The organism is Bythopirellula polymerisocia (assembly GCF_007860015.1).
In the GTDB taxonomy this organism is placed as follows: domain Bacteria; phylum Planctomycetota; class Planctomycetia; order Pirellulales; family Lacipirellulaceae; genus Bythopirellula; species Bythopirellula polymerisocia.
Map to the genome: position 1 here is coordinate 1292830 of NZ_SJPS01000001.1, position 24689 is coordinate 1317518.

Genomic DNA, 24689 nt, shown 5'->3' on the forward strand with positions numbered 1-24689 from the left:
CTAATCACCGAGCCGCATTCTCTAGTAACGCAGGAAACCAATTCCACAGGTAATACGCGCGTGGGGCCGACAGATCTAAGAGAGCTGGCAAATTTCCTAGCGCTGTCTGCGGGGGATTCGCTTTCACGCTAAGCAGCGCATCCAGAGGTGAGGTGGGCTCTTGATACTTGATGCAGCGCAGATCGTCGGGGCTCTGCTTGGCCAGCTCGGCGGCCCGTACGATCGCTTCTTCCACAAAGCCGATCTGGTCCACTAAGCCCAGTTCGAGGGCTTGCGAAGCGGTGAAGATTTGTCCGGTCGTTACTTTGTCAAAAGCCGCTTGGTCTTGCTGATACTTCGGTCGACCGCCGAGCACGATCTCTTTGAATCGCCCGAAGCTGCTATCCACCAAATCTTGAAACAACTTACGTTCCTCGGCCCGCTCTTCATCGTTGAGCTGCCGAGTCGGGCTCCCCATAAGTTTGTACTTGTCGCTGGCGATCGAGTCGTCTTTCACATGGAAACTGGCCAGCATCCCCGACAGATCGTAGTGGGGAATCACCACGCCGATGGAACCAGTCCAGGTGGTTGGCTCGGCAAAGACCACATTCTCTTCTTCGCCGACGGCCATCGCGATGTAATACCCGCCGCTGGCACAGATGCTTCCCATGCTCACCACCAAAGGAAGTTTCCGCTCTTCGGCAAGTTCCTTGACATGGTGATAGAGATAGTCGCTGGCAGTGACCGTACCCCCCGGCGAATCGATCCGCAGCACCAAGGCAACCACGTCGTCATCTTTCTTGACACGGTCGAGTTGATGTTTCACAAAGCCGTCCGTATCCATAATCGTGCCCGAGATATCAACGATGGCGATTTTCTTGTCGGCCGTTTTGCTGAGCGAGTGATATTTTTCCTGAGGCTCGCCGGGCTGGCTGAAATAGCTTTGGTAGCTAGCGGTCAGGCCGATGAGACTCATTACGGCCAGCCCCAGCAGGACAAGCAGGAACTTGCCGTAGCGACCGAAAGCCGAGGGGGGCTGTTGCACAATAATCTGCGGCGGAGGTGGAGGAGGAGGGCCATAATTCGGGGCAGGGGGGGGCGTGTCTGGCATGGCATGATCTCAGTTGGGTCGAAGGGTAAATCAGGATCAGAATCCGCTCGCAATCACACCATCCCATTTGGTGAGCTAGCGGTTTACCCATTCTACTGCTACTGCCCGCTGGGACAACGAGGCAGGGGAAATGTCCAATTATTAATGACCGACGACCAGTTTAGTGCTGCGAATTGACTTCATTGGTCATTGGACCTTGGACATTGTGCATTCATACCCTCCGTCGTGCTGTTGCCAGTTGCCCCCGCTTGCCGTTAAAGTACCGTTACCAACAACAGTAATTGTCCAGCAATACCCCCCCGAACAAGGAGTCAGCGGCCTTGATAGTCTGTGCTGCAGCGGAGTGTTTCCCCGAAATTCCTCAGGAGGATGTCCTCCCCCTGTTGGTTGATCTCGAGTTTTCGTCTGTTGAACTTCCCCTTCACGAAGAAGGCCTCACCTGGGGAAAGCCTTCCGTCGTGCTAGCTGAGTTCGATAAGTCCGTCGAGGTTTGCCGCGACACGAGCCGCCTGGCAATCGCTGCCTTCTCGGTCGACCCCGGTCCCTGGGGGGGCGACTACTACGCCCGCTTCGATGCGTGTTGCAAGCTGGCCAAGTCACAGCAGGTTGTGCCAATGGTGGTCCCCGCGGCAGAATTGGGCACCCCCTTCAATGAAGAGATTGAACGACTCCGTGAACTGGTGCGCATTGCATCGCTCGAAGGATGCCTGGTCGCGTTGAAAACCGAAATCGGCACGATGACCGAAGACCCCGATACGGCAGTCGTGTTGTGTGACAACGTCAAAGGTCTGGGGTTGGCACTCGACCCTTCGCACTACACCGCCGGCCCACGGCAAGGTCGCGATTACTCCAAGGTGATGCCCTACGTCTATCATATGCATCTCCGCGATTCAACGAAGAGCCAATTGCACGTCCGCGTCGGCCAGGGCGAGATCGACTACGGGAAGCTCATCTCACAACTCCAGCAATTCGGTTACGACCGGGCACTCTCTATCCATATGCCCCCGATCGAAGACCAAGACCACCGCGCCGAAATGCGCAAGATGCGGCTGCTGTTGGATAGTTTGCTGTAGGTGGCTTTAGATGGTGATTAGTAATACTCAAGTTGACCTTGAAACTCGTCGGACTCGAGAACCTCCGCCAAGAGCTTGAGATAGCGGATAATCTCGCCGAGTGTACGTTTGCCTTGTTTGGAATAGACAATTCCAGCGTGCTTCTCGCCCTTGCTGTGAATTCTCAGAAAGTCGTCGTCTTGCGTGAACACAACGTAGCCTTCAGTGACAGCGTACTCCACGATTAGCTCATCATCTACCGATAGAAGTTCGACATCGGAGGCTGTGACTACCTCGACACCTCGTTGCCGAAGCCCATGAGCGATAGCGTGTGGAACGTTTTCGTCAAGAAGATAGCGAATCACTGCTTGCATCCATGCTGGCAAGCTTTCTTGCCAGTGGCCCTGGACCGGTCATCTGTTTTAGTTGTTCAACGTACTCGTCCGCCTTTTTCATCTGCTGGTCGATTGCCTGTCGGTTGTCCCAATAGTAGGCAAGAGCAGCGTGAACATCCGCTAAGCTGATTGAAGGATACTGCGCCGTAATCTGGTCGGGACTCTCTCCTCGAATCTCACTAGCAACATAGATATCCCAGACGCGGATCCGTGTCCCCTTGATACATGGCTTGCCGCCGCATTTTTCAGGCAGGGATTCAATATGTTGCATTGCTACTGGTTCCATATCTTGAGATTACCACAAATAGCTTCTAAAGGCCAAGAGAAAACGACCCCACTACGACCGATAAGAAAGTATTCTTGCCAACGGACTCAGAGCAAGCGACAATTTGCCTATCTAGTCCACTTGAAGCAGTTTTAGGAAAAGCTCTGATGATTGTCCGCGAAGCTCGAAACGGACTCGCTGCACTGATTCGCCGTTACCTTAATGAGCAACTCACTGCATTTGAGTTTGACGACGCTTTGGACGAGTTTCACGAGTCTAGTGACGATGCGGTGCGGTTTGTCGCCGATTCGGTCTGGTATCACTACGATGACTGCGATGATCATCTCGTCGTGCTGAATAAATGACAATGGAACTACTTCCAGCGGCTCTGGTTGTTGCTGGAATCAAACTCCGCGGTATCGTTCACGCGTACTCGACGTTGGAGTTATTCTCAAGTTATTCCCATCGTTTTGCTCTGTTGTTGTGGGTACACCGCATCCCAGACGGGACTCGGGAAACACCTGCTCATCATTGTCATGCCTCTAGGCATCGGCTCGATCATGCTTTCATTTCTCCGTCGTCCTGCAGAGGACTCTAGCCCGTACGCTGCGATCGCTTCCCCCTTCAAGTCCATTCACGATTTACGAGCAGCGTACGAAAACACGGCGTTTCGAAAGATTCAGTATCCGAGTCAACTCACCAAACGATCCATACGCTCCCCGTTGATGAGTTGGTTCTGGCTAGTTCACAGCTATGAGAGTTGGTCGATGTTTGCTCCGCTTCCGCTGCTGATACAATGCTTTCCTGTCACTAGCACCGAAGTATTTTAGATCCGGCGTAGAAATTCTTCTCAGCACACAGCCTCGGAACCCGCCATTTGGTAAGATCGATGTCGTTGACCGCAGTGGGTCTAAGTTGATGTTTATCTCCCTCGAACTTCATGCGTGAAACCTCCTTCATGGACATCGCAAAGTACAATCAGTTTGCTTGGGACCAGCAAGTACGCAAGGGAAATCGCTGGACAGTTCCCGTGTCAGAGGAAACCATCGCGGCTGCACGGGCTAGACTGTGGCAGGTAGTCCTTACTCCGCAGAAGCCGATGCCGAAATCATGGTTTCCACCCATGGACTGCCTCGAAGTGCTTTGCCTCGCTTCGGGGGGGAGGTCAGCAGGCGCCCATCCTCTCAGCCGCGGGTGCCCGGGTCACAGTGCTTGATAATTCGCCACTTCAGCTCGAACAAGATCAGCTTGTCGCTCAGAGAGACGGCCTTTCAATTAAGTCCGTTTTGGGAGATATGCGAGATCTCTCCGTGTTCGAATCGGAGTCATTCGATCTTGTTTTCAATCCTTGTTCCTTATCGTTTGTTCCTAACGTCCAGTCAGTCTTTGCTGAAGCCTACCGTGTACTGCGATCAGAGGGATTGCTCTTATGCGGATTCGTCAATCCAGCGAGGTTTATTTTCGACGAAAAGCAATTGGAGGAGGGACGTCTTCATGCGAGGCACCCGTTGCCCTATTCGGACGAAACCCACCTGACAAGCATAGAAAAGAATCAATTAAAATCGGACGGCGAGCCTTTCACGTTCAGTCACTCTCTCGAAGGCCTGATCACTGGTCAACTCAAGGCCGGATTCGTTCTGCGAGATCTGTTCGAGGACATCTCAGCAGAAGACCCGGTGTCTGACTTCTTTCCCGCTTACTTTGCAACTCTAGCAATGAAGCCCGGGATGAAAACAAATTGACCCTCGAAAAACCCACGAGTCATAGTCGCGGAATTCAGTTTTCCGGCGTGCAGTATGAAATGACAAAGTGCCTATAAAACGGGTATTACTCAGCCTCCGACTTTTCTGCTTGACAATCGACTACAAGTGTAGTCCAATGCGAACGGAATAGTGTCGATAAGCCTTTTCCTGAAGTGCTGGCGTGGCCAAGCAAGAAGTCTCGACCACTCTCTCCCCTGCCGAGTGGGAAATCATGAAGGTCCTCTGGGATCAGGGGTCACTGGCGGCCCGCGATGTCTTCGCTGCCCTTCCTCATGAGAATGAATGGGCCTACAAGACGGTCAAGACGCTCTTGGCTCGCTTAGTTGCCAAGGGGGCCCTCGACTATGAGCAGATCGGCAATTCGTATCTCTACCATGCGGCAGTCCAACGCGAGACGATGACTCGCCAAGAGGTGCGGAGCTTGTTTCAGCGGGTTCGAGGAATGACGCTTTCTCCCGTGTTGGCCAAGTTCATTGAGGAAGTGCCACTTTCTGAGCAGGAGATCCAGCACCTACGCCAACTGCTCGAGGAGAAGCGCAAACAGAATTCTCAGGGCCACAAGATAAGCAAGAAGAAAGGCACGAAGCGAGGCAAGTAGTCATGAGTGCGCAACTGCAATGGTTCGTCGAGCAATGGCAATCGTGGATTGGGGCAATCTCGTGGCAAATAGTGATCTGGATCGCTCTCATCTCCGTCGTGGCCTGGCTAGCGAGAGGGGCTTCACCGCGACTGCGCTATCTGTTGTGGCTCTTGGTTCTGGTGAAGGTCTTTCTCCCACCGAGCTTGGCGTTGCCTTGGGGAGTTGGCACCTGGGGTATCGATCCCGTCTGGAAACAACTTCAAGAAAGAAACCTTCTCTTGTCGAATCAAGAGGCTGTCGCTCCTCTTGCCACTGCGGATGATGCCAATCAGCGAGCGAATGATTCTCTCCAGACTTCGATTGTTCAATCTGTGTCTCCGCTGTTTCTCATCTGGCTCGCTGGTTGCTGCGGATTCTGGTTCATGGCAGTCTGGCAATATACTCGGTTACTGCGTTCAACTCGCGATATGGAACTCTTGGAGGAGGGGCCATTGCGGATTGAACTCGAACGGCTGGCTCTCCAGCTTGGAGAAAAACGGGTTCCTGAACTGTATCTCTCGAAGACGGCTGCCAGTCCTTACCTATTTGGCATCCTACAACCAAGAATAGTGATCCCCCAACAACTCATCGATAGTGTGAGTGCGAGTGATCAGCGGAGCGTTCTGGCTCACGAACTCGTTCATTGGGGCCGGTGCGATCTGTGGATTGGTTTCCTACAGGCGATCGCTCAAGGTTTGTTGTGGTTCCATCCCTTCATGTGGTGGGCCAATGCCCGCCTGCGGCAGGAACGAGAATGCGCTTGTGATGAGTGCGTACTTCGCACAACTGATTGCGACCCGTCGACCTATGGCGAGACACTGCTCAGAGTTCTTTCAGCAGTACGGGGTAAGGCTCTCTTTCAAGGAAATCTAGTAGGCGTATTTGAACCTGGGGCAAATATTCAACAACGAATGGAGGAAATAATGAATTACCGACCTGAAAATTCACGAGTAAAACTGTGGTGGTATGCGGCATTGGCAGGTTTGTCGTTGGTATTCTTGCCGATGGCAAGTATTACGAGCGCAATCAATGTTCCCGCTCAACCGGCCGAACTTCCCGCCTGGGTCGAGGCTTCAAGTCCTAGTATTGGCGCGACGGGCGTCGATCCGCAAACTGCCGAGATCAGGATCACCTTCGACCGAGATATGGAGGGAGGCATGAGTTGGACCGGAGATCAGCCGCTATTCCCTGAAGCTCCCCAGGGAGCCAAAGCACAATGGCGCGACAAACGCACTTGCGTCTTGCCAGTAAAGCTCAAGGCTGGTGAATACTATCGCGTGGGAATCAACTCCACGAGCTTTCAGAACTTCCGCAGCGTCGCAGGTGAGCCAGCCCCTTGCACGGCTATCTATTTCACGACGAAGGGTGCCAGTAAATCAGTAGAGAGCAGAGTGCGAGTGCCGCACATAGCAGAGATGGTTCCCGAGAATGGGGCAACAGATGTCGATCCTGATACCAAGGTACTGCGAGTGACTTTCAATGTTTCCATGGGAAAAGGCATGAGCTGGACCGGCGGAGGAGCCAGTTTCCCCGAATCACCTGAGGGGCAAACCGCAAAATGGTCTGCCGACGGCAAAACGTGCCTGCTGCCCGTAAGCCTCAAACCGAACCACGAGTACCAACTGGGAATCAACAGCCGCTCACACATCAATTTCCAATCCAAGTGGGGCGTGCCTGTGGCGCCGGTGGTTTATAGTTTTGAAACGATTGGGGAGTGATGCCAAGAAGATCAAAGATTGCAATTTGACGAAAAAGGCGTCGATCCTATGTGTGGCGGACCACTGCTCTAAAAGCTATAATTGTGAGTTGAGGCTAAACAATGATTGAGCAGATCAATGCAATTTATGAAAATGGTGGCTTTCGGCCTGTTAATCTGACAGAAGTGCCGTTGTCCGATGGTGCGCTTGTTCGCTTGACCGTAGAGCCTATTCCTCAAGACACTGGCCAAAGTATTTTAGAATTGGCTGCTCAAGTATATGCGGGTCTTTCTGAGGAGGACGTTTCCGAGGTGGAAAATATTGCTCTCGACCGAACCGGTTTTTTTACTCCGTAATTCGGGTCTCTGTTGATGAACAAAGCAGTTCTCGATACCGACACGCTATCGGCCATTATGCGGCAAGACACGAGTGCGGTAGAGAATGTGAGGATTTATCTCACGTTCCACTCTCGGTTGACAATCTCTATCTTCACTCGGTATGAGATTTTGAGAGGCTTAGCCGCAAAAAACGCTACTTCGCAACATGCTAAGTTCAATGATATGTGCCAGTCTTTGGATATCTTGCCGATGACAGATGATGTTATCATTCGTGCGGCTAGCATTTACGGCGAACTCCACAAAAGAGGGCAATTGATCGGTGATGCGGATATTCTGATAGCCGCGACTTGCCTGGAACAAGGATATGAAATAGTGACGAATAATACGAGTCACTTTGTACGCATAGAAGGATTGACTGTACACAACTGGCTTACCTCTTAAAGACTGGTATTTACCCCGAAATGGTGGACAGAATTCTGCCCTTCGGATCAGTCCTTCGGCAGTTTCAAGCCCGCGAAACCTTCGCTTCCTTCCGGGGTTCCATCTGAAGCGAGCGAGCGAAGTGGGAATAAAAGGGCGACCTGCAGGATTCCTCCCATTTCCCGCTCGCTACGACTACAATAACGGCAAACCCCGACGACACACTCGCGGAGCCGCACCTTGGCCATCAGTGAAACCACTGCAGCACGCTATACCGCGCAAGATCCTGACGTGCGGCTGATGCTGCGCGTGCAACAGGATGATGCGGATGCGTTTGAGGAGTTGATGCTGAGGTATCAGGATCGAGTGGTCTCACTGATGACCCATCTGGTGGGGAAACGTGATCTGGCAGAGGATCTCGCCCAGGAGATTTTTATGCGGGTCTATCGTTCAAGGAAGCGGTATGTGCCGGGATCAAAATTTTCCACTTGGCTTTACACCATTGCCAACAATGTGGCCTCGAACTCACGGCGAAGCTTGGCGCGCCGACACGAAGTAAACCTCGTGGCGCAGGAATCGGGAGAGTTCACTGGCAACCCACTCGATCAGGCCGCCGTGGCTGCCAGTGGGTTGATGCCGACCCGTCTTCTGGACAAGGCGGAGTTGAGCCAGGTCGTGCAGCTCGCGGTCGCTGCCCTGAACGACCGGCAACGACTCGCGGTGCTACTGAACAAGTTCGAACACCTGGGTTACGAAGAAATCGCCGAGGTGATGGAACTGACCCCCGCCGCAGTGAAGTCTTTGCTTTCACGCGCACGGGCAAATCTTCGCCAGGTATTGGAGCCATACCTTGAACAAGGAACTAAGGTGAACGCTGGAGAAGCAGATAAATAGCGATGCCCGGTAACTCCAGGAGTTAACGCTTCTGGCTCGCCAAAGTTTTTTGTAGAGCAATTATGAACAATTCATCCACCAACAACGACCCACAACGTTTGGAGCAGATCGTCGCTTATCTCGACGGTGAGCTTTCACCGGTGGACGAAGCGCTTATCCAGCGGCAGCTTGCCGAGGACGAGTCCTTTCGGCGTGAGGTGCAGAGTATGGAGCAGGCTTGGTCGATCCTCGATGCCCTGCCGGGGGTGACGGTGGACGACAAGTTTTCTCAGACCACGATGCAAATGGTGGTGGGTGCCGCCAAACAAGATTTGACAGCCCAAACTGTCGCCTTGCCAATTCAACACCGGAATCAATGGCTAGCAAAGATGCTCTTGTTCGCGGCAACCGCAGCGCTAGGTTGGCTAGTGGTCCAGTTGGTGCGAGAGAACCCGAATCGCACGTTGCTGGCCAACCTGCCTGAGATTGAGTACATCGATATCTATTCGCAATTTCAGGACGTAGCTTTTTTGCGCGCCCTGCACGTTGAACTGGGCGACACGCCGTGGGCGACCGAACTTACTGACGCCGACTTGGCTGACCGAGTGCTGGAATATCATGCAATCGCTACCCCCACCGACCGTGAGCAGTGGCTTACGGAATTGGAAGTCGAGGAACGTGTTGCCTTGCGGAGTCGGTACAATCATTTTCTGGCGGTTTCGTCTGCTGAACAATCTCACTTGCGAGACCTGCACGCATCCATCACGAATGACAATGACAGCGAACAACTCATTGAGACTTTGCTCGCGTATCAGGCGTGGCTCAATACGCTACCAGCCAGCCAACAATTTGAATTGCGAGAAATGCCAGCTGATGAGCGGGTGCGCGAGATCGTCAATGTCCAACGTCGCGAAGCCGCAAACAATTGGATAGATCTTTCTGCGGAGGAAGTGCAGCAACTCCGACGGGTTCTTCTAGAACTGCGCAAGCAATTCATGGACAGCATGTCCTCACAGCAAAGGGACCGATTTGAGGCTGCTGGTGTGGGGGGCAGATGGATCGCCATGACGCGCCAGTTTCCTGAGTTGCGCGGGCGGTGGCGGACCTCAGCGGGCGAAGTTCTCTCAGCAGATAAGCTCTCCGAGTTCGAGGCACTCACTGTCGATGAACAAGAGAAGCAACTCCTCCACTGGATGCGAGATGTCACGATGCGAGATCCGCGCGAACGAGGCCCCGGCAAGCGGCCACGATTCGACCAAGTCTCTCAAGAGGAACTCGAGCGCTTTTTTGCCGAGGAACTCGACGCGACGACCCGAGAGCGTCTGCTAGCTCAGCCGCGTGATCGAATGGAGCAGCAACTCAAATATCTCTATCTGCGCGGTGAATGGCCAAACTACGGCGAGAATTTTTCCGAACGCGATCGCCTTGGTCCTCCAGGGCGCGAACGCTTGGGGCCAGGACCTCCGCGCAGAGGCGAGCCAGGGGGATTCGGTCCACCACGGCGGGGAGGTCCTCCCGAGGATCGGCCTGGATTCGGTCGGCCACCGCGCCGTGAAGGGGGGCCCAGACCCGATGGCCCGCCCCCTCGCCCCGACGATGATTTCTGATCGAGCCCTGGTCGCAGGGATCTACAATTTGGCCACGGGATCACGGCCATCGACCCAAGGGCCTTCCAGACGCTGATATTCAGGATCGACCAGCGTGCTTCCCTTGTCACCGGCATTCCAACCCGCGATGTGATGGGGCTTGCCCCGCTCGTGCGAAATCTTTTCCCACTTGTTAGCCCAGTCAGAATTGCCATCGCTGACTGTGTTAGTTTCAGGATCAAAGTGGAACACTTTGCCTTCGCGATAACTGCGGGCTCCCAAGGAGACCGTCACAATCGCCGCAGCGCCCAAATCAGGAGGGCAATTCACTTTGTCCGGCGTACCAGCCAGGCAGCAATCTACGAAGTTTTTCTGATGATTGTAGGTTGAGTCCGCTACTTTACCTACTTCGTAATGCTTGTTCTTGATGCTACTGTCGTGCGTTACCTGTGGTCGCTCAGCTTCGAAATCGAAGCCCGTGAATTCTTCTCCCGTGCCAAACACGATCGAACCGAAGTGACCTCGAATCAGTTGCTTGATGGGAGTATCAGCACACGACATGGTAGCCGTGATTAAGCCCTGTACGCCTTCTTCGTAGTCGGCTACTACCGTGGCGACATCTGGCACGTCGCGTCCATCGTATTCTAAGTAGATGCCACCGGCACCGACCACTCGTCGCGGCATCCGCAGTCCAGTTGCCTTAAGCATCGAAGTCGTCCGATGAACAAACAAGTCAGTGTACATGCCTGAACCAAAGGGCCAGAAACGTCGCCACTGAGCATAGATTGCCCGATCAAATGGCATGTCAGGGGCCAAGCCCTCTTCGGTACCCAGCCAGGACTTCCAGTTAATCGTTTGGGGTGTCATCTCCTTAAACAGCGGATAGTACCGCCACTGCCCCATGTCGGAATTGCGGAAGAATTCCGTCTGAAACATGAGTACCTTGCCAAGCTCGCCACTCGTGAGTAACTCGTTGGCCTTTCCCCACACCGGGAGTGAAGTCGATTGCACACCTACCTGCATCACCTTGCCGGTGTCTTTCCATGTTTTTACGACATCCATCGCTTCGTCGATGGAGTGGGTCATTGGCTTTTCGCAGTAGACATGCTTGCCCGCCTTCAAGGCATCGATGGTCTGCTTGGCATGCCAGTGGTCGGGTGTGCCGATGCAGACGGCATCGATGTCTTTGTCGGCCAACAGCTCGCGGTAATCGTCGTAGCGCTTTGGCGCAGTCCCCGTTTGTTCCTTGATTGTACTCGCGACTTTCTCAGATTGATGGATGTACACATCATTGACGGCGACCAAGTCGATAGCTGCCCCGTCTTTGCGCAGTTTGCACAGAGGGTTGACATGGCCAGACAAACCACGTCCGCCAGGACCGATGAACCCGATTCGCAACCGCTCGTTGGCACCGGCTACTTGAGCCGAAGCCTTGGATGCAAAAGTACCAGCAGCAGCACTGAGGGCTGCGGCACTTGTTGCGCTCTTGTGGATAAAATCACGACGAGTAACTTGGCTCAGTTTTTCCATGGGGGGAGATTCTCTCGCTATGGTTAGTGGAAGGTAAATATCTCGCTACGAAAGCTGATGATTTACATGCCGAGATAGATGGTCGGGGGGAGCAGAGCCACAATTTTGCCGGGGAGCAAAAAGACGATGGCTTCCCAAGATTCTACGCGGCGGCCCGAGAGAATTAAAGCCAGCCTAGAAAAAAACTCGAGATTTTCACTATCTTTGGCTCTTCAGCCTGGAAATGTTACTCATTCTTGGACAAACGGATAGTGATGCCACAAATGCCCAGTAACTTCAAAACTCAGTAGTTTGAGAAGGTAAAACTATAGAACCCTACAGACTTTACGGGGTCCCCCTCGACCAATTCATTGACTGCTTCGGTAATGCTGGTCCGGAGAGACTCCAGCGAGGGGTCCGCGATTTCGGTCATTCTCATCTGGCGTACTGCCAGCAGCAACCGATGCCGCAGATCGGGGTCAATCTGCTCGAGCTTCTTCTTTGCTTTGGAAAGGTCCTTATGCGCAACTTGCCCGAAGACATGAAAACTGATTTCGGCCCGCTCCAACTCGGTAAAAGGTTTCGGCAACGTGATCCGATATTCCCCCAGGTCCACTTCTACCAACCGCGCCCGGACGGCAACCGCCCGACGGGCATCCACTAGGGCCTTGGCGTCGTAGCATCCTGGCAGTGTGCAGCATACACACAAGCAAGCCAGGATTGCTCCGTGTAGGGAGTTTCCAGCGGACTCGGTTGTTCGGGTGGTCACCTTGGCTGTCTCACTCATGCGAATGCACTGCCTGCAATTCAATACCGGAACGGATGTCACGAACGCTAGAACCGTCAGAATCGGTCCCATCCGGATCTGAGACCCTTTTGCAATTATAGGTCGCAAACCGGGGTGCTGTGTGTATGGCCTATGTTTGGGTAGCGAGAATCCTTGTGTTCTCCCAGTCAATCGTCACGTTACTTTCAACTGCGCATTCACTGCACAATGTCTAACCCAACATCGAGAAATCCAGAGTGCTTCCGCAAGTCGGGTTTCACTGCCGCTGTGGTGTTGATGTGTCTGCTCTTTGCCGGTTGTGGGGGCAGGAAGAAAACGCAGCTTGACGTGTATCTCGATGAGCTGGAGGTTGAGCGGACGCTCGAATCGGTCCAGGAAGTCCCCGTGGGGACCTACGGAATTGCCAGCGCAATCCCACTGCACGGCACGTCGCGCGAGGAGGACAACACCTTATGGATCCATCTGCGCTTCCAACTGGTAGTCATTTGTGATCCGTCGGACGAAAAGGCTGTCCTGGCTGCCGCCAAGCGGCATCGAGGGATGCTCGACGACACGATCATCACCGTTTGTCGCAAAGCAACCAAAGAAGAATTGGAAGACAACCGCTGGGCAACACTCAAGTCCCGCATAATCGACGCCATCCGACCTATCCTGGGCGACGACCGAGTTCGACAACTCGCGTTCGTCGACTTCAGTTGGGAAGCGATCTAGGCCCTCCGAAACCCCCGGAAAAACCGAAACCTGCTATGAACACTTCTTTGATGATCAACGACAAGCGAATTCGCTTCTCAAAGCTGCTGTTGTGCCTGCTCTCAATAGCCTTGGGCACCTCCACCGCGATGGGGCAAGAAGCTCCGGCGGAAGATCAGGGCGCAAGCGCGTCCCAGGAAGCCACAACTGAAAACGTGGTGCAGCCCAAACTGGACCTGGGCATTATTGAGATCAAGAACCTTGAGCCAACCCGCAATCAAACGTCCAAAGTGACGTTCGAAATGCATCTGACACTACCTGCTGACACCGATCCCGCGTTGGTGGCCGCCCTCGGTCATTGGCAACATCGCCTACGGGAGCAAGTCATCGTAGCAATCCGCGTTGCAGAACTGGGAGACTATCTCGATCCTGAGTTAGTGCGGTTGCGAAAGCAGATCCTCTATCGAGTCAACCGCCTCCTCAAAGGAACCCAAGCTGAGAACGTCCTCCTGGCAGATTTCACGTTTTCGACAGAGTAGCTGTCGGGCCCCCCCTTGGTCCCCCGTTCCTGCAAACGCGTAATATTGCTCTGATCTCATGATTTTCAATTTCCTCAAACGTTGCTTTTTGGCTTGCGTTCTGGCAACGATGTTCGTGTTTGGAACGGTGGCCGTTTGCTGTGTGCTGGCCTGCTCGGCACCTGACTTTTACGCATCGGCCATCACGGAGCCCGTGGATGAGGCCGATAACGAAGCCGCGATTAAGGAATTGGAGCAGATTGTCAGTTCAATGGATCTGTTCCTCAAACTGAACGCATCTGACTTTCAGAAGTTGCAAGCTTTGCCCGAAAATGCGTTTGCCACGTTGGCAGAAGATCAACAGCACGCGAAGCGCCGTGTGCCATTTGAATTAAAGAGGTTACTCCACTCGCCGAATGTGACACAAGATACTTTTGCGGTTTCATTGACAGAACGGCACATCAACGCGCTGCTGAGTAAGGAGCTGGGCAAGGATGATGGAGAATTGCGTAGACCGCACGTTTCGCTGGAAGGGGACATGATCCGATTTGCGGTCACCTTGGTTACGCCTGTGGCCGAAGTTGTGTTGTCTTGTGACTTTGAGCTTGCGAAGACGAACCTGACTGATCTGACATTCGACCTACACGCCGCTCGTGTCGGCAAGCTACCCCTACCCATCGCGACAGTGCTGAAGCAATACATGCGGACCAATCCAGTTCTGCCACAAGGCATCAAGCTGAATATCGACGGTGAGCGACCAACGCTCTCGATCGACGTATTGCCTGACAGTGGCGATCTCCAGCTGGAGGAACTCCACGTAGCAGACGGCAAAATCCACTTCCTGTTCCGCCGCACGATCGACAAAGTTGTTGTGGCAAAGTAAGGCAATCTATCGCACATTGAGACTTATAGGGGACGATAACTGCATCGAACTATTTTCAGCTGCTTTTTCAACTGGTTTGTTTTTCGCTCGCCAAGAACAAGCAGTTTTGCCAACCAGAAGTAGAAAAGGTACAATCCTCATAGGCAGTAACTCATTGGCTATTTCCTACACTTCCTAATATCGACAAACTAGGCGGCAGTGTTTGCCTAGATAATAATTCGTCGGCGATAACTGACAATGATTCGCACATCCACTTTCGCGATTCTGGCCGTAGTTACCGCACTGGAACTAGGTCTTTTTATTGCCTCTCCTGGCGGCAACCCAAGCGTGATGCATTATGCTTGTCTGCTTGTTGCGAGGTTGGGGATTTTTGCTGTGTGTGACCGGGGTCGGTTCGCAAACTACTTGGGGAATGTTGACGAGGAAGCCAAACAGATTGCCTGGCCCAATGATCTTCAGGTGAGGCACAATGCTAAGATCGTCGTGTTCCTGATGATGGTATTGGTCATAGCATCCTGTTGCATTAACACCCTAATCAATTATCTCCTGGATATCAGCCGCTAACAACGCACAGCCATAGTTTCCGGTATGCCAAATCGACTTGATATCTTAAAGGGTTTCGACTGTCAGATGCACAATAGACTCTCGCCCCCCTTTGGAACAGTCAAAATTGGAAGCCGCGATGGTATTTGGCAGAGATTCAGGAAACCTATTCGGTTATTCGATATCGGGCTGACGAGAAAGTCCCTGCGTGGGTCCTCGAACAGAAAGACATCTGTTCTATCACGCGAACCGAGGACGAACTTTCGGTTCTTTGTCTGACCGAAGTCATACAAGGAGAGCCCAGCAATCGAGAAGACAACTGGAAGTGCTTGAAAGGGAAGGGTCAACTTGATTTACCGCTGTCAGAATCGTACCTGTGGTTTGATTCATTGGATTGGAACTCGGCGCCAGCTTGCAAGAACCATTGCCGAGCTCGGAGCCACTCCGATGCAGTTGATTTGGCGTGCGACCAACCGATAGAAACGGGCTGCTAACTGAAAAAGTTTTGGACTGCTAACAAGTTCTGTGGCCTAACGTAAACATGGTGGATACCCAATGATCGGAACTCAGGTGTTTTCCATAACAGATAATGTGTGGTGTGTTCGGCGCCCTTCCTACCTGACCTGTTCCTACCTCGTTCGCACTCCACGCGGAACTGTGCTCGTCGACGCGGGAATGGACTCGACTGGCGCAGACATACATCAAGGATTGGAGAAAATGAAAGCCAAGCCTTCGTCCATAACGTCGGTACTTCTCACACACTGGCACAACGATCATGCTGCGGGGGCTCGTGCGATTCAGGATGAGACGAATGTTCCAGCATACTGCCATCGCGAAGACGTTCCGCAATTGACACGTGAGGCGGCAAGGTTAGGTTTGGTTGGCAGAGTCAGTGACATGATTCCAGAATGGGGCCTGTTTGTTCTATTCAAGGGTCTGCTTGGCGAGGCAACACCACGCGCTGTGCTTGAACCGCAAACGGTCGAAGACGGGAATATCATTGACGAATACTTCGAGGTTGTCGAAACGCCTGGACATACACCAGGTCATCTCAGCTTCTACTATAAACCTGAAAAAATCTTGTTCGCTGGTGACGCACTCGCCGTCGTAGAGAACGAAGTCCACTTTATGGCCCGCGCTGTCACGCCCAACGTTGAACGCGCACGCAAATCTATGAGGCGATGCCTGACAATGGACATTGATGTACTTTGCCCTGGACACCGAACTCCCTTGAAGGACAACGTTCGTCGCAAGTGTGACCGGATGCTAGACCACATCGACAATGGAGGACGGTGGCCTCTCCTTGGATGAACGTAAATTCGCGCCAATAGCCTCAGAACTAATAGATGCAGTGGAGCAGCAAAGAGATAGTTTGTTTTGCTTGTAAGTACTCTCATCGCTCACTGGTCGCAGACGATAAGTAGAATCGCCAACTTGCTGCGGCATCATCGGCCTCAGGCTCGAACTACATTTGGCCAACTAACCCAGGAGTGACTCTCAATAACCACTCAACAAGCAAAACCACACGAATGGAAGCGGTACTCCGAACAGCCGCTTGCGGGTTTATCGATTCTCGTTCCCAGGTCGCTTGGCCAGACTCGTATCGCTCGCGGCTTCCAGATACGCGAACAACTGGCCCACCTGCTCCAGGGTCAGTTGATTGAGCAGCCCACTGGGCATCGCGGATGTGGGGCTTTCGCGGATTTCGTCGATGTCGGCCTGGGCAATGTCCACCTTCTCGCCATCAGACAAGAGTACTGTTACTCCTTCCGTGCCGCGCGGGACGACCAATCCCGCGAAGGTACGCCCCTGCGAGAGGACGATCCGGCTGGCGTATTGGTCGGAGATGTTGTGCGAGGGATAGACAATCGCTTCCAGGATTTCACGGCGTTGGAATCGGCGTGATACATTCGTGAGGTCGGGCCCCAATGTCTCGCCCACGGCGTTGCATCGATGGCATTTCACGCATTGGGCCGATTCAAATGCCACGCGTCCTTCGGTTGCATCCGCCGAACGAGCCGAATCGCTTTCCAAATAGTTGAGCAACTCGGCATAGCTCCACTTATCGCTGGTCGAGTCGACAGGTAGCTCGGCCGAGGGGGCGGCAGGGAAACTGGTGCTGTACCACTGTTGCCACCCGGCAAGCTGTGTGTTCCACTCGGGGTAACTCGATGCTACTGGATTGCCGGCCCAGTGATCCAGCAGGGCCAGCGCCAGTGATGCCCCTTCTTCGCCTAAACGCAAACCTTGCAGGATGACTTGGCGATAGGGTTCGGGTTCTTGCGGACGCTGCGGCACCGTGGTCAGCGAGCGCAAGACTTCCTGTGCGACACGACCATCGACCGTTTTCAGCGAATCGACCAGGTAGGGCCAATTCTCTCCCACGGGGTGTTGTGTAAGGGCCATCGCCACGGTGTGGCGGTCGTCAGGGGAGTTGCTGTAGACAGAGCGCAAATAAGCGGCACTCGCAGGCTCACCACTCTGGCCTAGCACAGCAAAGATACCCACGCGGAGACGGCGGAAGGCATCGCTCTCTGCACACTTGGGCTGCACCTTGCCGTCGAGCGCCCGCAGTTCCGCTAACAACTCTGCAGGCGGTTCAGCGGGAAGCTTGGCCAAAACGGAAAGTGACGACGTCGGCCAACGCTCACCTGCAGCGAGTACCTGTTGCCGTTCGGCCAGCGAAAACTTGGTGAAGAAATCTCGTGAAAAATTTTCCACGTAGGCACTCACACTGTACCCTCCTTCGACAGCGCGAATCTCTTCGAAGAACTTCATCAACGCCAACTTGGTGTTAATCGACCAGCCAGACTCCAGACGACTTGCACAAGCGGCGATGTGCAGTTTGTCCTCTTGATTACCATTGCTGGCGATCTGGGCAGCAAACTTGTCTGCCGCACCGGGGACTTGCAAATAAACCAGCAGGCGCACCAGCTCGCGATCCACGGCGATATTTCCCGAGGGATACTCGCCCAGCAACATTCCGCCCAAGCCGGAACCCTGTTCCGGCGAAAGCTTGCCCAGTGAAAGTGCCAATTGCGAAACACGCAAGACATCCACCAATTGCTCAGCCGTTAACGAATTCGCGGATTGCAATGTAGTCTGGCAACGACCCAGGACCGCCTCGGCGACCGCCGGTTCGCGATTCTCAGAGAGCAGGGCCACCGCACCGCGGCAGAATACTTCCACACTTCCGCTCTCTACGACCTGTCGAGCCCATCCCGCCTGTGGCTGTTGTTGGAGCGCGCGTTGTGCCGCGAACGCCACAAAATGGTCGGCATCCCCGAGTAGTTGGACGAATTTTTCAGGACGGATGTTGGCGCTCTCTTTCGTGAGTGATTCGCAAGCCAGCCGGCGCACCAAGGGGTCGCTGTCTGAGAGCATGGCTTCCAGGCGTTCGGCACATGCCGGAGAACTGCCGGCATGCATCAGGCGGGCCGCCTGAGCGCGAATCTCTCCGGAGGTATCCGACGAAAGTTTCAGGAGCAACTCTTCGGTAGGTCGCGGTCCGAAATACACCATCAAGTTGACCGCACGTTGCCGTTCGGCGATCGGACGGCTGCTGTCGAGGGCTACCCGTGCGAGATCAGCTGCCCAGCGGTCACCTAATGTCGCCTTGGTCGTAGCGATCGTTGCTCTTGCCCAGTCGGCATCGAGTTGGGGCTGCACCAGGGCGGCCGCAATGGAATTGGGCGCTGGATCACTAGAGAGCGGAGTCGCACCAGTCCAGCGGACCCGATAAATGCCACCGTCTGTACCACGCCCCCCGGTGCAGAAATAGAGTGCCCCGTCGCGTCCGACGGCCAGGTCAGTGGCATTGAGCGGTCTTCCGGCAAGGAAGACTTCGCTCGTGGCTCGATAGGTTGATCCGCTCTGCTTGAGCTGGATCGAGTGGATGAGGCCTTTCGCCCAGTCGCAGGCAAACATCGCCCCATGATATTTTTCCGGGAAGATGTTGTGGTCGTAGAATTCGACACCGGTTGGCGACCCGGCCCCCAATTCCAGCGCAGGGGGAAGACTGTCGAGATAATAACTGGGCCACTTCGCCCAGCCGCTCCGCCAACCAAGTTCCGCCCCGGCGGTGATGTGATTCACGCGGGTCGGCCGATACCAAGGCGCGCCCATGTCCCATTCCATGTCAGCATCGTAAGTGAACAATTCCCCGTCGGGGCTGAACCCAAAGTCATACGAATTGCGCATTCCGCCGGCAACGAGTTCCACGAACGAGCCCTCTGCATCGGTGCGAAAAATCGTCCCACCGGGAGCAGGGATCCCGACCGCATGGCCGCGAGGATCCTCAAACCGTGGTTGAATCAAATCTCCTTCGTAGGCGCTGCGGTAAGGACTATGGGGGCCCGGCTTCGCACCGACACGGGCATGGTTCCCCACGACCACATAAATCAAACCATCGGGACCAAGCCGCACGGCATGGGCTCCATGTTCACCACGCGAACCTCGAATCGGCACAAGCGATTCAATCTCTTCCGCCGACCCATCGCGATCGGCATCCCGCAAGCGATAAAGGGCTACCCCCTCGGGCCCATCTCCGATGGCAAACACGCGGGTGCCTAGCGGCAAAATGCCTTGCACGTTCTTGATCTTGTCGCAGAATATCTCTACGGAGTCCGGCGTGCCGTTGTCGTCGCTGTCGGTCAAGAGGAGCAGATTGCCCCCCTCGCGAGAGGCCAAGATGTTTCCTTGCGAGTCAAATGCCATGGCGATCAGCGAACCGACTTCCTCGTCGCGCATCAAGCGTTCGATGACGAAATCCTTGGCGATGTTGAATCGCGCACCGACCCCAGCGATCACGACTTCATCGCCCCAGGGGAGCGCATTTCCCAAGGCACCGTAGCTGGTTGCCTTGATCCATTCATTATCGTTGAACCTGGTTGCCGACCAGTCGGCATACTCGCGTACACTTGTGCGCCAGGAATCGTTCGTTGGTAGATTGGTATAGGTTCCACCCGTTTCCTTCACGAGCACGCGGCCGACTAGTCCCGCCGACCCGCCGTCAGTATTGGTCACACGTACCGCCACACTATTGCGGCCAGGGACTAGCAGTTTGGTAATTTCAAACACCTTCAGTTGTCGCCAGTCGTTGCCGACGCCAACCTGTTGGCCATTAACGAACACCTCGAACCCATTGTCGGCAGTGATTTGCACCTCGCCGAATTCTGGATCACCCAGCATGAAGGACTTGCGGAAATAGCAGACCCCTTTGGGGACTTCATTGCGAGTATGTGCCGGAGACCAAATCCACTCGGCACTGCCAAGTTCATTGGTAACATTCTCAGCTAGGTCCGCTGCAATGGAAAAACTAGTCAGCAAAGTGGCAGCAAAGAGCCAAGCTAGAAACAGACCAGAGGCAATTGATTTCTTGGTCACCTTGTTCATGGCGATCTCTCAATCCTTTGAGGTAGAAAATCTTTGTCAAACGTTCGTTGGTGCAGAGGCGACCTTGCCTCATTGCGCACCCAGGCGTGAAGAAAAACTTAACCTCAAACGCCACCCCCAGGCAACACGAGCTTGTCCCGTGTGCTAGCATGTGGGGAATGGTGTCATTTCGATGAGAGCTCCGCGACACATGTCATCCCGAGAGAGTGTAACGAACGAGGGATCTGGGTGGCGAAACCAACATTCCTGCAACATGGGTATGGTGAGCCCTTGTACGCCTTCCCTTCACAATTGCCAATTCTCAGCCAAGTCCTCCCATCGTGGATTCTGTTCCTCAATGAGGGTCACTTTCTTTGACCGTCGCCAGCCCTTGATCTTCTTTTCGCATTCGATGGCCTGGTTGATGTCGCTGAAGCTGTCATACCAAGCAAGCATGGTCAGGTTGTAGCTGCTTGTGAATCCTTTGATGAGTTTGCTCTTGTGTTCCAGTACTCTTCGTTCCAAGTCGTTGGTAACTCCTATGTAGAGTGTACGAGATTGGTTTGACATGATGTATACGAAGTATTCATTCATGGGGACCATTCTAACGCAAGCCTTGACGACGAAAATTAGCGAGTCATGATTTATCCAGATCCCTCGTTCGTTACACTCTCTCGGGATGACAGTCCATGCCACTTACCCTCGAAGTCGACAATCTCCGCACTTACTTTCACACCGAGGACGGCATCGTCCGCGCGGTAGATGGAGTCTCCTTTCAAGTTCCCGTGGGTCACACGCTGGGCATCGTCGGCGAGAGCGGTTCTGGCAAGAGCGTCACTTCGCTTTCGATCATGCGGCTACTGACCTCATCGGCGAGGATCGAATCCGGCAAGATCGTCCTCTTAGGCAAAGACCTGGTACGGCTGCCCGAGCCCGCGATGCGATCGATTCGCGGCAAGGAAGTCAGCATGATCTTTCAAGAGCCGATGACTTCGCTCAACCCGGTCTACACGGTGGGGAGTCAAGTGGCCGAGGCGATTATCGTGCACCAACGAGTTTCGCGGAAAGAGGCACGCGAGCGAACGATCGCCCTCTTTCGCGAGGTGGGCATCCCGAATCCCGAACAGCGAGTTGATTCGTATCCCCATCAAATGTCGGGCGGACAAAAACAGCGCGTGATGATCGCGATGGCCTTGTCGTGCAATCCACAACTCTTGATCGCCGACGAGCCGACGACTGCGCTCGACGTGACAGTGCAGGCGCAGATTCTACAAATCTTACGGCAACTCCGTGACCAGCGGGGCATGTCGATTCTCTTCATCACCCATGACCTGGGGGTGATCGCGGAGATCGCCGACGAAGTCCTCGTCATGTATCGCGGCGAGATGGTCGAGCAGGGCCCCGTGCTTGAAATCTTTGCCAATCCGCAGCACCCCTATACCAAAGGGCTGCTGGCCTGTCGGCCCCGGCTCGATACCAAATATCGCCGCTTGCCGACCGTCGATGATTTCATGGAAGTGAAAACCGTCGATGGTCGAATCGAGATTCTCGAAAAGCCAATGACCGACGTGCGGTACCGTGAACTGACCGCCGAAGGGCGCGGCGCGGTGTTGCATCCCAAGTCAGAGCTTGCCACGATGGGACACCCCTGGGAAGAAACGCCCCGCGCTCGAGACACAGTTGCTGTCGAAGAAGAATCGAGACCTTTACTGGAAGTCGTGGACCTCGCCGTGCATTTCCCTGTAAAGAAAGGTCTCTTCTCGCGCGCGCACGAGCCTATCCGTGCTGTTGATGGCGTGAGTTTCCGCATCTATCGCGGACAGACGCTCGGCTTGGTGGGAGAAAGTGGCTGCGGCAAAACAACCACTGGTCGGGCTATTCTGCGGCTCGTCGAACCGACCGCCGGCAAGATCATGCTCGATGGCACCGAGGTCCGTTCCCTCAATAGTCGAGAACTCAGGAGAATCCGCAGCCGAATGCAGATCGTTTTTCAAGACCCCTATGGTTCGCTTGATCCCCGCATGACCATCGAGTCGGCAATCACCGAGCCGATGGTGATCCAGGGGCTCTACGGCACTCGCCGTGAGCGCCGCGACCGAGCCGCGTCGTTGCTCGCGGAGGTCGGCATGTCGGCAGATCACCTGCGGCGTTATCCCCATGAATTCTCCGGCGGCCAGCGCCAGCGTATCTGCATCGCCCGTGCCTTAGCTGTCGAGCCAGAACTCTTAATCTGCGATGAATCGGTCTCGGCCCTCGACGTGTCGGTGCAGGCCCAGGTACTCAACCTGCTCAACGACTTGCAACACAGCCGAGGACTCACGTACCTCTTCATCAGTCACGACCTGAGCGTCGTAAAATTCATGGCCGACATGATGGCCGTGATGAACGAAGGCAAGATCGTCGAATTCGGCCCGTCGCAAGCCATCTACGCCGCCCCGCGTGAAGAGTACACCCGCCGCCTGATCGACGCGACTCCACAGGATGATCTAGAGCATATTCGTCAGTTAGTTGCGGAGCGGGAGCGAAGCAGGAGCGGTTGATGTGGACAATGGCTTTTGAGGAAGTCAATTAATCCTTGGCAAATGCTTCGGTCATTCTTGGATTGACTTCCGGATTGTCCCGCCAATATTGCTTCCACTGACGTTCCTCAGCAGTATCCTCTTTTTCTTCAAAGATGCCATTCAACAGACCCCTTGCTACAAACGAAGTAGTAGCCACCGTGGCAGTTTGAATCGCACCACCTACTCGTTGTATCGGTGTGCAACCTATCGCACTCATGGCAACAATTGTCAGCAAGATTATATTTCGAAGCATACTTGATCGCATGATAGCTGAGGTTGCTAGAACGAAATCATGGCGAGACAATACCAAGAGGTTTCCTATCAAGTCAACACCAGTAATGTTCGGCCGCCAAAAGTAATGGGTCTATTGATAGTAGGTTGTCTAGATAATTCGAATATGTTTCGCACCCGACAGATAGCTAGGATTTCTCCATGCCCCCACAGACGCAACAAGACCGCGTGAGAAAGCCGGGAGGAAGGGCTCTCTCACACAGTCAAGTGCTTGAAGAGGAGGTACCGGGATGAATAAGCACATGCCGGGCCAATCGCAGAAACCGCGATAATTCGCGGTGTTTCTGCGGTAAGCGAAGCAAAATGACAACGGACCGTTGTCTTCTTTCAACTTGCCGATCGCCGGCACCTGCGAAAACCCTCGCAACGAAAAAAGCCCAGGTGGATAGAATTCACCCAGGCTTATCAGTTGAATCGGTACTTAGGCTCAGATGGTTCTCAGCCCACTCTTCGTCGAGCGGTACTAAATAGTCCTATCAGACAAACAAGAGCCAAGCTGGATGGCTCAGGAACATTGTCCGGGATCAGGTCGCCGACAGGAACAAGCTTGAAATCCTTCTTGGCAATTGCCGCCTGGTTACCAGGGGTGGTCGCCGAACTTAATTGATTGTTGATCGCCACTTCGACTTTCGTTGCCCCGAAGTCGAACGGAAAAGGAATCGCTGCGCCAAGATCGACAAATGTCACCAATGACCAGGGAAGCAATCCTGTTGAAGGCGCTCCGCCTGTAGTCGGATAGTCTGTCACAAAAATGTCCGAAGCAAAAACTGGGATGGGATTTGGCAAAGTAATGCTATCCACTGCAAGGATGCTCACCGTAGCACCAGCAGAAGCCGACACAAATGTGCCCGGAGAAGGATTAACCCCGGAGAAGCTGAAGTCTCCACTTTCGACGATGGAAAAGCCGGTTAGACCAGCGCCTGGCAAAGCCATGATCGTATAATTGAGTTGACCATCGATCAAACCTGAAGCTCCACCTGAAGAGGAAACCCCAAACCCCGTCGGATCAAAATCCAACACATTGCCGGTGATTGAAGGAGGTCCATAAAGGGGTGGAGGTACCGGTTTGGAAAATGAACTCTCAGTTACATCCAGATACATGACCGCCCCAGGAGGGGTGTCGCTGAAGTCGCCATACATAATCGCTGCTTGGGCAAGAGTTGCTGTGCAGCATAGAGCAGAAAATAAAGTAGCTGAAGCCAGTGTTTTGCAGAGAAAGCAAGTCAGTGCATTAGTAAGCACTTTGTTTGACCGACACATTAGCGTCTCCCCAGATGTTTTAAAACTTAGTTGCGAAAGCCAATTAAGAACGATGCCAGGAGTTCAGAAGAAATATTGATCTCTTCAACCCTTTTGCGATGGAAATCCTAGTAGATACGGTAAAATTACTACTAAACCAGAATCGGCAATATCCCCAATCCATGGAAAAGATACAA

At 53.9% G+C, this 24689-nt stretch carries 25 protein-coding genes; 16 read left to right on the forward strand and 9 right to left on the reverse strand.

What is annotated here, in order from left to right; genetic code table 11:
- Positions 1 to 4: 4 nt before the first annotated feature.
- Entirely contained in the window at positions 5 to 1090 is a 1086-nt protein-coding gene (gene sppA / locus Pla144_RS05125) for a signal peptide peptidase SppA (RefSeq protein WP_146448421.1), read from the reverse strand.
- Between the two features lie 320 nt (positions 1091 to 1410).
- Here sppA and Pla144_RS05130 point away from each other — a divergent pair, with 320 nt between their 5' ends.
- The gene (locus tag Pla144_RS05130; RefSeq protein WP_231936169.1) at positions 1411 to 2163 is read left to right on the forward strand and encodes a sugar phosphate isomerase/epimerase family protein; all 753 of its coding nucleotides are present in this window, start codon (positions 1411 to 1413) and stop codon (positions 2161 to 2163) included.
- Positions 2164 to 2180: 17 nt separating this feature from the next.
- Here the strand turns inward: Pla144_RS05130 and Pla144_RS05135 are convergent, their stop codons facing one another.
- Positions 2181 to 2507 (reverse strand): DUF5615 family PIN-like protein, encoded by a 327-nt coding sequence (locus Pla144_RS05135; RefSeq protein WP_197530392.1) that lies wholly within the window; start codon positions 2505 to 2507, stop codon positions 2181 to 2183.
- Positions 2488 to 2808, reverse strand: a complete 321-nt coding sequence (locus Pla144_RS05140; protein WP_197530393.1) for a DUF433 domain-containing protein — start codon at positions 2806 to 2808, stop codon at positions 2488 to 2490. The genes Pla144_RS05135 and Pla144_RS05140 overlap by 20 nt, the downstream gene beginning before the upstream one ends.
- A gap of 161 nt (positions 2809 to 2969) precedes the next feature.
- Here Pla144_RS05140 and Pla144_RS05145 point away from each other — a divergent pair, with 161 nt between their 5' ends.
- From Pla144_RS05145 to Pla144_RS05180, 8 genes are all read left to right on the forward strand, one after another.
- Positions 2970 to 3167, forward strand: a complete 198-nt coding sequence (locus tag Pla144_RS05145; protein WP_146448427.1) for a hypothetical protein — start codon at positions 2970 to 2972, stop codon at positions 3165 to 3167.
- Positions 3168 to 4010: 843 nt separating this feature from the next.
- Positions 4011 to 4544 carry a class I SAM-dependent methyltransferase gene (locus Pla144_RS05150; protein ID WP_231936170.1) on the forward strand — a complete coding sequence of 178 codons (534 nt, stop codon included), beginning with the start codon at positions 4011 to 4013 and terminating at the stop codon, positions 4542 to 4544.
- Between the two features lie 181 nt (positions 4545 to 4725).
- Entirely contained in the window at positions 4726 to 5163 is a 438-nt protein-coding gene (locus Pla144_RS05155) for a BlaI/MecI/CopY family transcriptional regulator (protein WP_146448429.1), read from the forward strand.
- 2 nt (positions 5164 to 5165) lie between these two features.
- Complete coding sequence (locus tag Pla144_RS05160) at positions 5166 to 6902, forward strand: M56 family metallopeptidase (RefSeq protein WP_146448432.1); 1737 nt, start codon at positions 5166 to 5168, stop codon at positions 6900 to 6902.
- 101 nt (positions 6903 to 7003) lie between these two features.
- Positions 7004 to 7237, forward strand: coding sequence for an antitoxin family protein (locus tag Pla144_RS05165; protein ID WP_197530394.1), 234 nt, complete (start codon positions 7004 to 7006; stop codon positions 7235 to 7237).
- Between the two features lie 15 nt (positions 7238 to 7252).
- Entirely contained in the window at positions 7253 to 7660 is a 408-nt protein-coding gene (locus Pla144_RS05170) for a type II toxin-antitoxin system VapC family toxin (RefSeq protein WP_146448434.1), read from the forward strand.
- Positions 7661 to 7879: 219 nt separating this feature from the next.
- Positions 7880 to 8533 carry an RNA polymerase sigma factor gene (locus tag Pla144_RS05175; protein ID WP_146448436.1) on the forward strand — a complete coding sequence of 218 codons (654 nt, stop codon included), beginning with the start codon at positions 7880 to 7882 and terminating at the stop codon, positions 8531 to 8533.
- Between the two features lie 62 nt (positions 8534 to 8595).
- A complete protein-coding gene (locus tag Pla144_RS05180) occupies positions 8596 to 10119 on the forward strand; it encodes an anti-sigma factor family protein (RefSeq protein WP_146448438.1) in 1524 nt (507 codons plus the stop codon).
- Positions 10120 to 10140: 21 nt separating this feature from the next.
- Here Pla144_RS05180 and Pla144_RS05185 read toward each other — a convergent pair whose 3' ends face one another.
- Positions 10141 to 11628: a Gfo/Idh/MocA family protein gene (locus Pla144_RS05185; protein ID WP_146448440.1), complete on the reverse strand. Its 1488-nt coding sequence runs from the start codon at positions 11626 to 11628 to the stop codon at positions 10141 to 10143.
- A 283-nt stretch (positions 11629 to 11911) separates the two neighbouring features.
- Positions 11912 to 12394 carry a flagellar basal body-associated FliL family protein gene (locus Pla144_RS05190; protein ID WP_197530395.1) on the reverse strand — a complete coding sequence of 161 codons (483 nt, stop codon included), beginning with the start codon at positions 12392 to 12394 and terminating at the stop codon, positions 11912 to 11914.
- A gap of 207 nt (positions 12395 to 12601) precedes the next feature.
- On the opposite strand from Pla144_RS05190, the gene Pla144_RS05195 reads away from it, so the two are divergent.
- The 6 genes from Pla144_RS05195 (at position 12602) to Pla144_RS05215 (ending at position 16339) form a co-directional block, all read left to right on the forward strand.
- A complete protein-coding gene (locus Pla144_RS05195; RefSeq protein ID WP_146448444.1) occupies positions 12602 to 13105 on the forward strand; it encodes a flagellar basal body-associated FliL family protein in 504 nt (167 codons plus the stop codon).
- 35 nt (positions 13106 to 13140) lie between these two features.
- On the forward strand, positions 13141 to 13623 hold the full coding sequence (locus Pla144_RS05200) for a hypothetical protein (RefSeq protein ID WP_146448446.1): 483 nt from the start codon (positions 13141 to 13143) through the stop codon (positions 13621 to 13623).
- A gap of 58 nt (positions 13624 to 13681) precedes the next feature.
- On the forward strand, positions 13682 to 14485 hold the full coding sequence (locus tag Pla144_RS05205) for a hypothetical protein (protein WP_146448448.1): 804 nt from the start codon (positions 13682 to 13684) through the stop codon (positions 14483 to 14485).
- A 237-nt stretch (positions 14486 to 14722) separates the two neighbouring features.
- Positions 14723 to 15049 carry a preprotein translocase subunit SecE gene (secE, locus tag Pla144_RS05210; protein WP_146448450.1) on the forward strand — a complete coding sequence of 109 codons (327 nt, stop codon included), beginning with the start codon at positions 14723 to 14725 and terminating at the stop codon, positions 15047 to 15049.
- A 125-nt stretch (positions 15050 to 15174) separates the two neighbouring features.
- Complete coding sequence (locus Pla144_RS25445; RefSeq protein ID WP_391580952.1) at positions 15175 to 15522, forward strand: hypothetical protein; 348 nt, start codon at positions 15175 to 15177, stop codon at positions 15520 to 15522.
- A 61-nt stretch (positions 15523 to 15583) separates the two neighbouring features.
- Positions 15584 to 16339 (forward strand): MBL fold metallo-hydrolase, encoded by a 756-nt coding sequence (locus Pla144_RS05215; protein WP_146448452.1) that lies wholly within the window; start codon positions 15584 to 15586, stop codon positions 16337 to 16339.
- A gap of 252 nt (positions 16340 to 16591) precedes the next feature.
- Here the strand turns inward: Pla144_RS05215 and Pla144_RS05220 are convergent, their stop codons facing one another.
- Both Pla144_RS05220 and Pla144_RS05225 read right to left on the reverse strand, forming a co-directional pair.
- Positions 16592 to 20422, reverse strand: coding sequence for a DUF7133 domain-containing protein (locus Pla144_RS05220; RefSeq protein WP_146448454.1), 3831 nt, complete (start codon positions 20420 to 20422; stop codon positions 16592 to 16594).
- A 285-nt stretch (positions 20423 to 20707) separates the two neighbouring features.
- Positions 20708 to 20995, reverse strand: coding sequence for a GIY-YIG nuclease family protein (locus Pla144_RS05225; RefSeq protein ID WP_146448457.1), 288 nt, complete (start codon positions 20993 to 20995; stop codon positions 20708 to 20710).
- Positions 20996 to 21090: 95 nt separating this feature from the next.
- Here Pla144_RS05225 and Pla144_RS05230 point away from each other — a divergent pair, with 95 nt between their 5' ends.
- On the forward strand, positions 21091 to 22941 hold the full coding sequence (locus Pla144_RS05230) for an ABC transporter ATP-binding protein (protein ID WP_146448459.1): 1851 nt from the start codon (positions 21091 to 21093) through the stop codon (positions 22939 to 22941).
- 28 nt (positions 22942 to 22969) lie between these two features.
- On the opposite strand, the gene Pla144_RS05235 is transcribed toward Pla144_RS05230, so the two are convergent.
- Positions 22970 to 23215 carry a hypothetical protein gene (locus tag Pla144_RS05235; protein ID WP_146448461.1) on the reverse strand — a complete coding sequence of 82 codons (246 nt, stop codon included), beginning with the start codon at positions 23213 to 23215 and terminating at the stop codon, positions 22970 to 22972.
- A gap of 476 nt (positions 23216 to 23691) precedes the next feature.
- Positions 23692 to 24513 (reverse strand): PEP-CTERM sorting domain-containing protein, encoded by an 822-nt coding sequence (locus Pla144_RS05240; RefSeq protein ID WP_146448464.1) that lies wholly within the window; start codon positions 24511 to 24513, stop codon positions 23692 to 23694.
- Between the last annotated feature and the right edge of the window lie 176 nt (positions 24514 to 24689).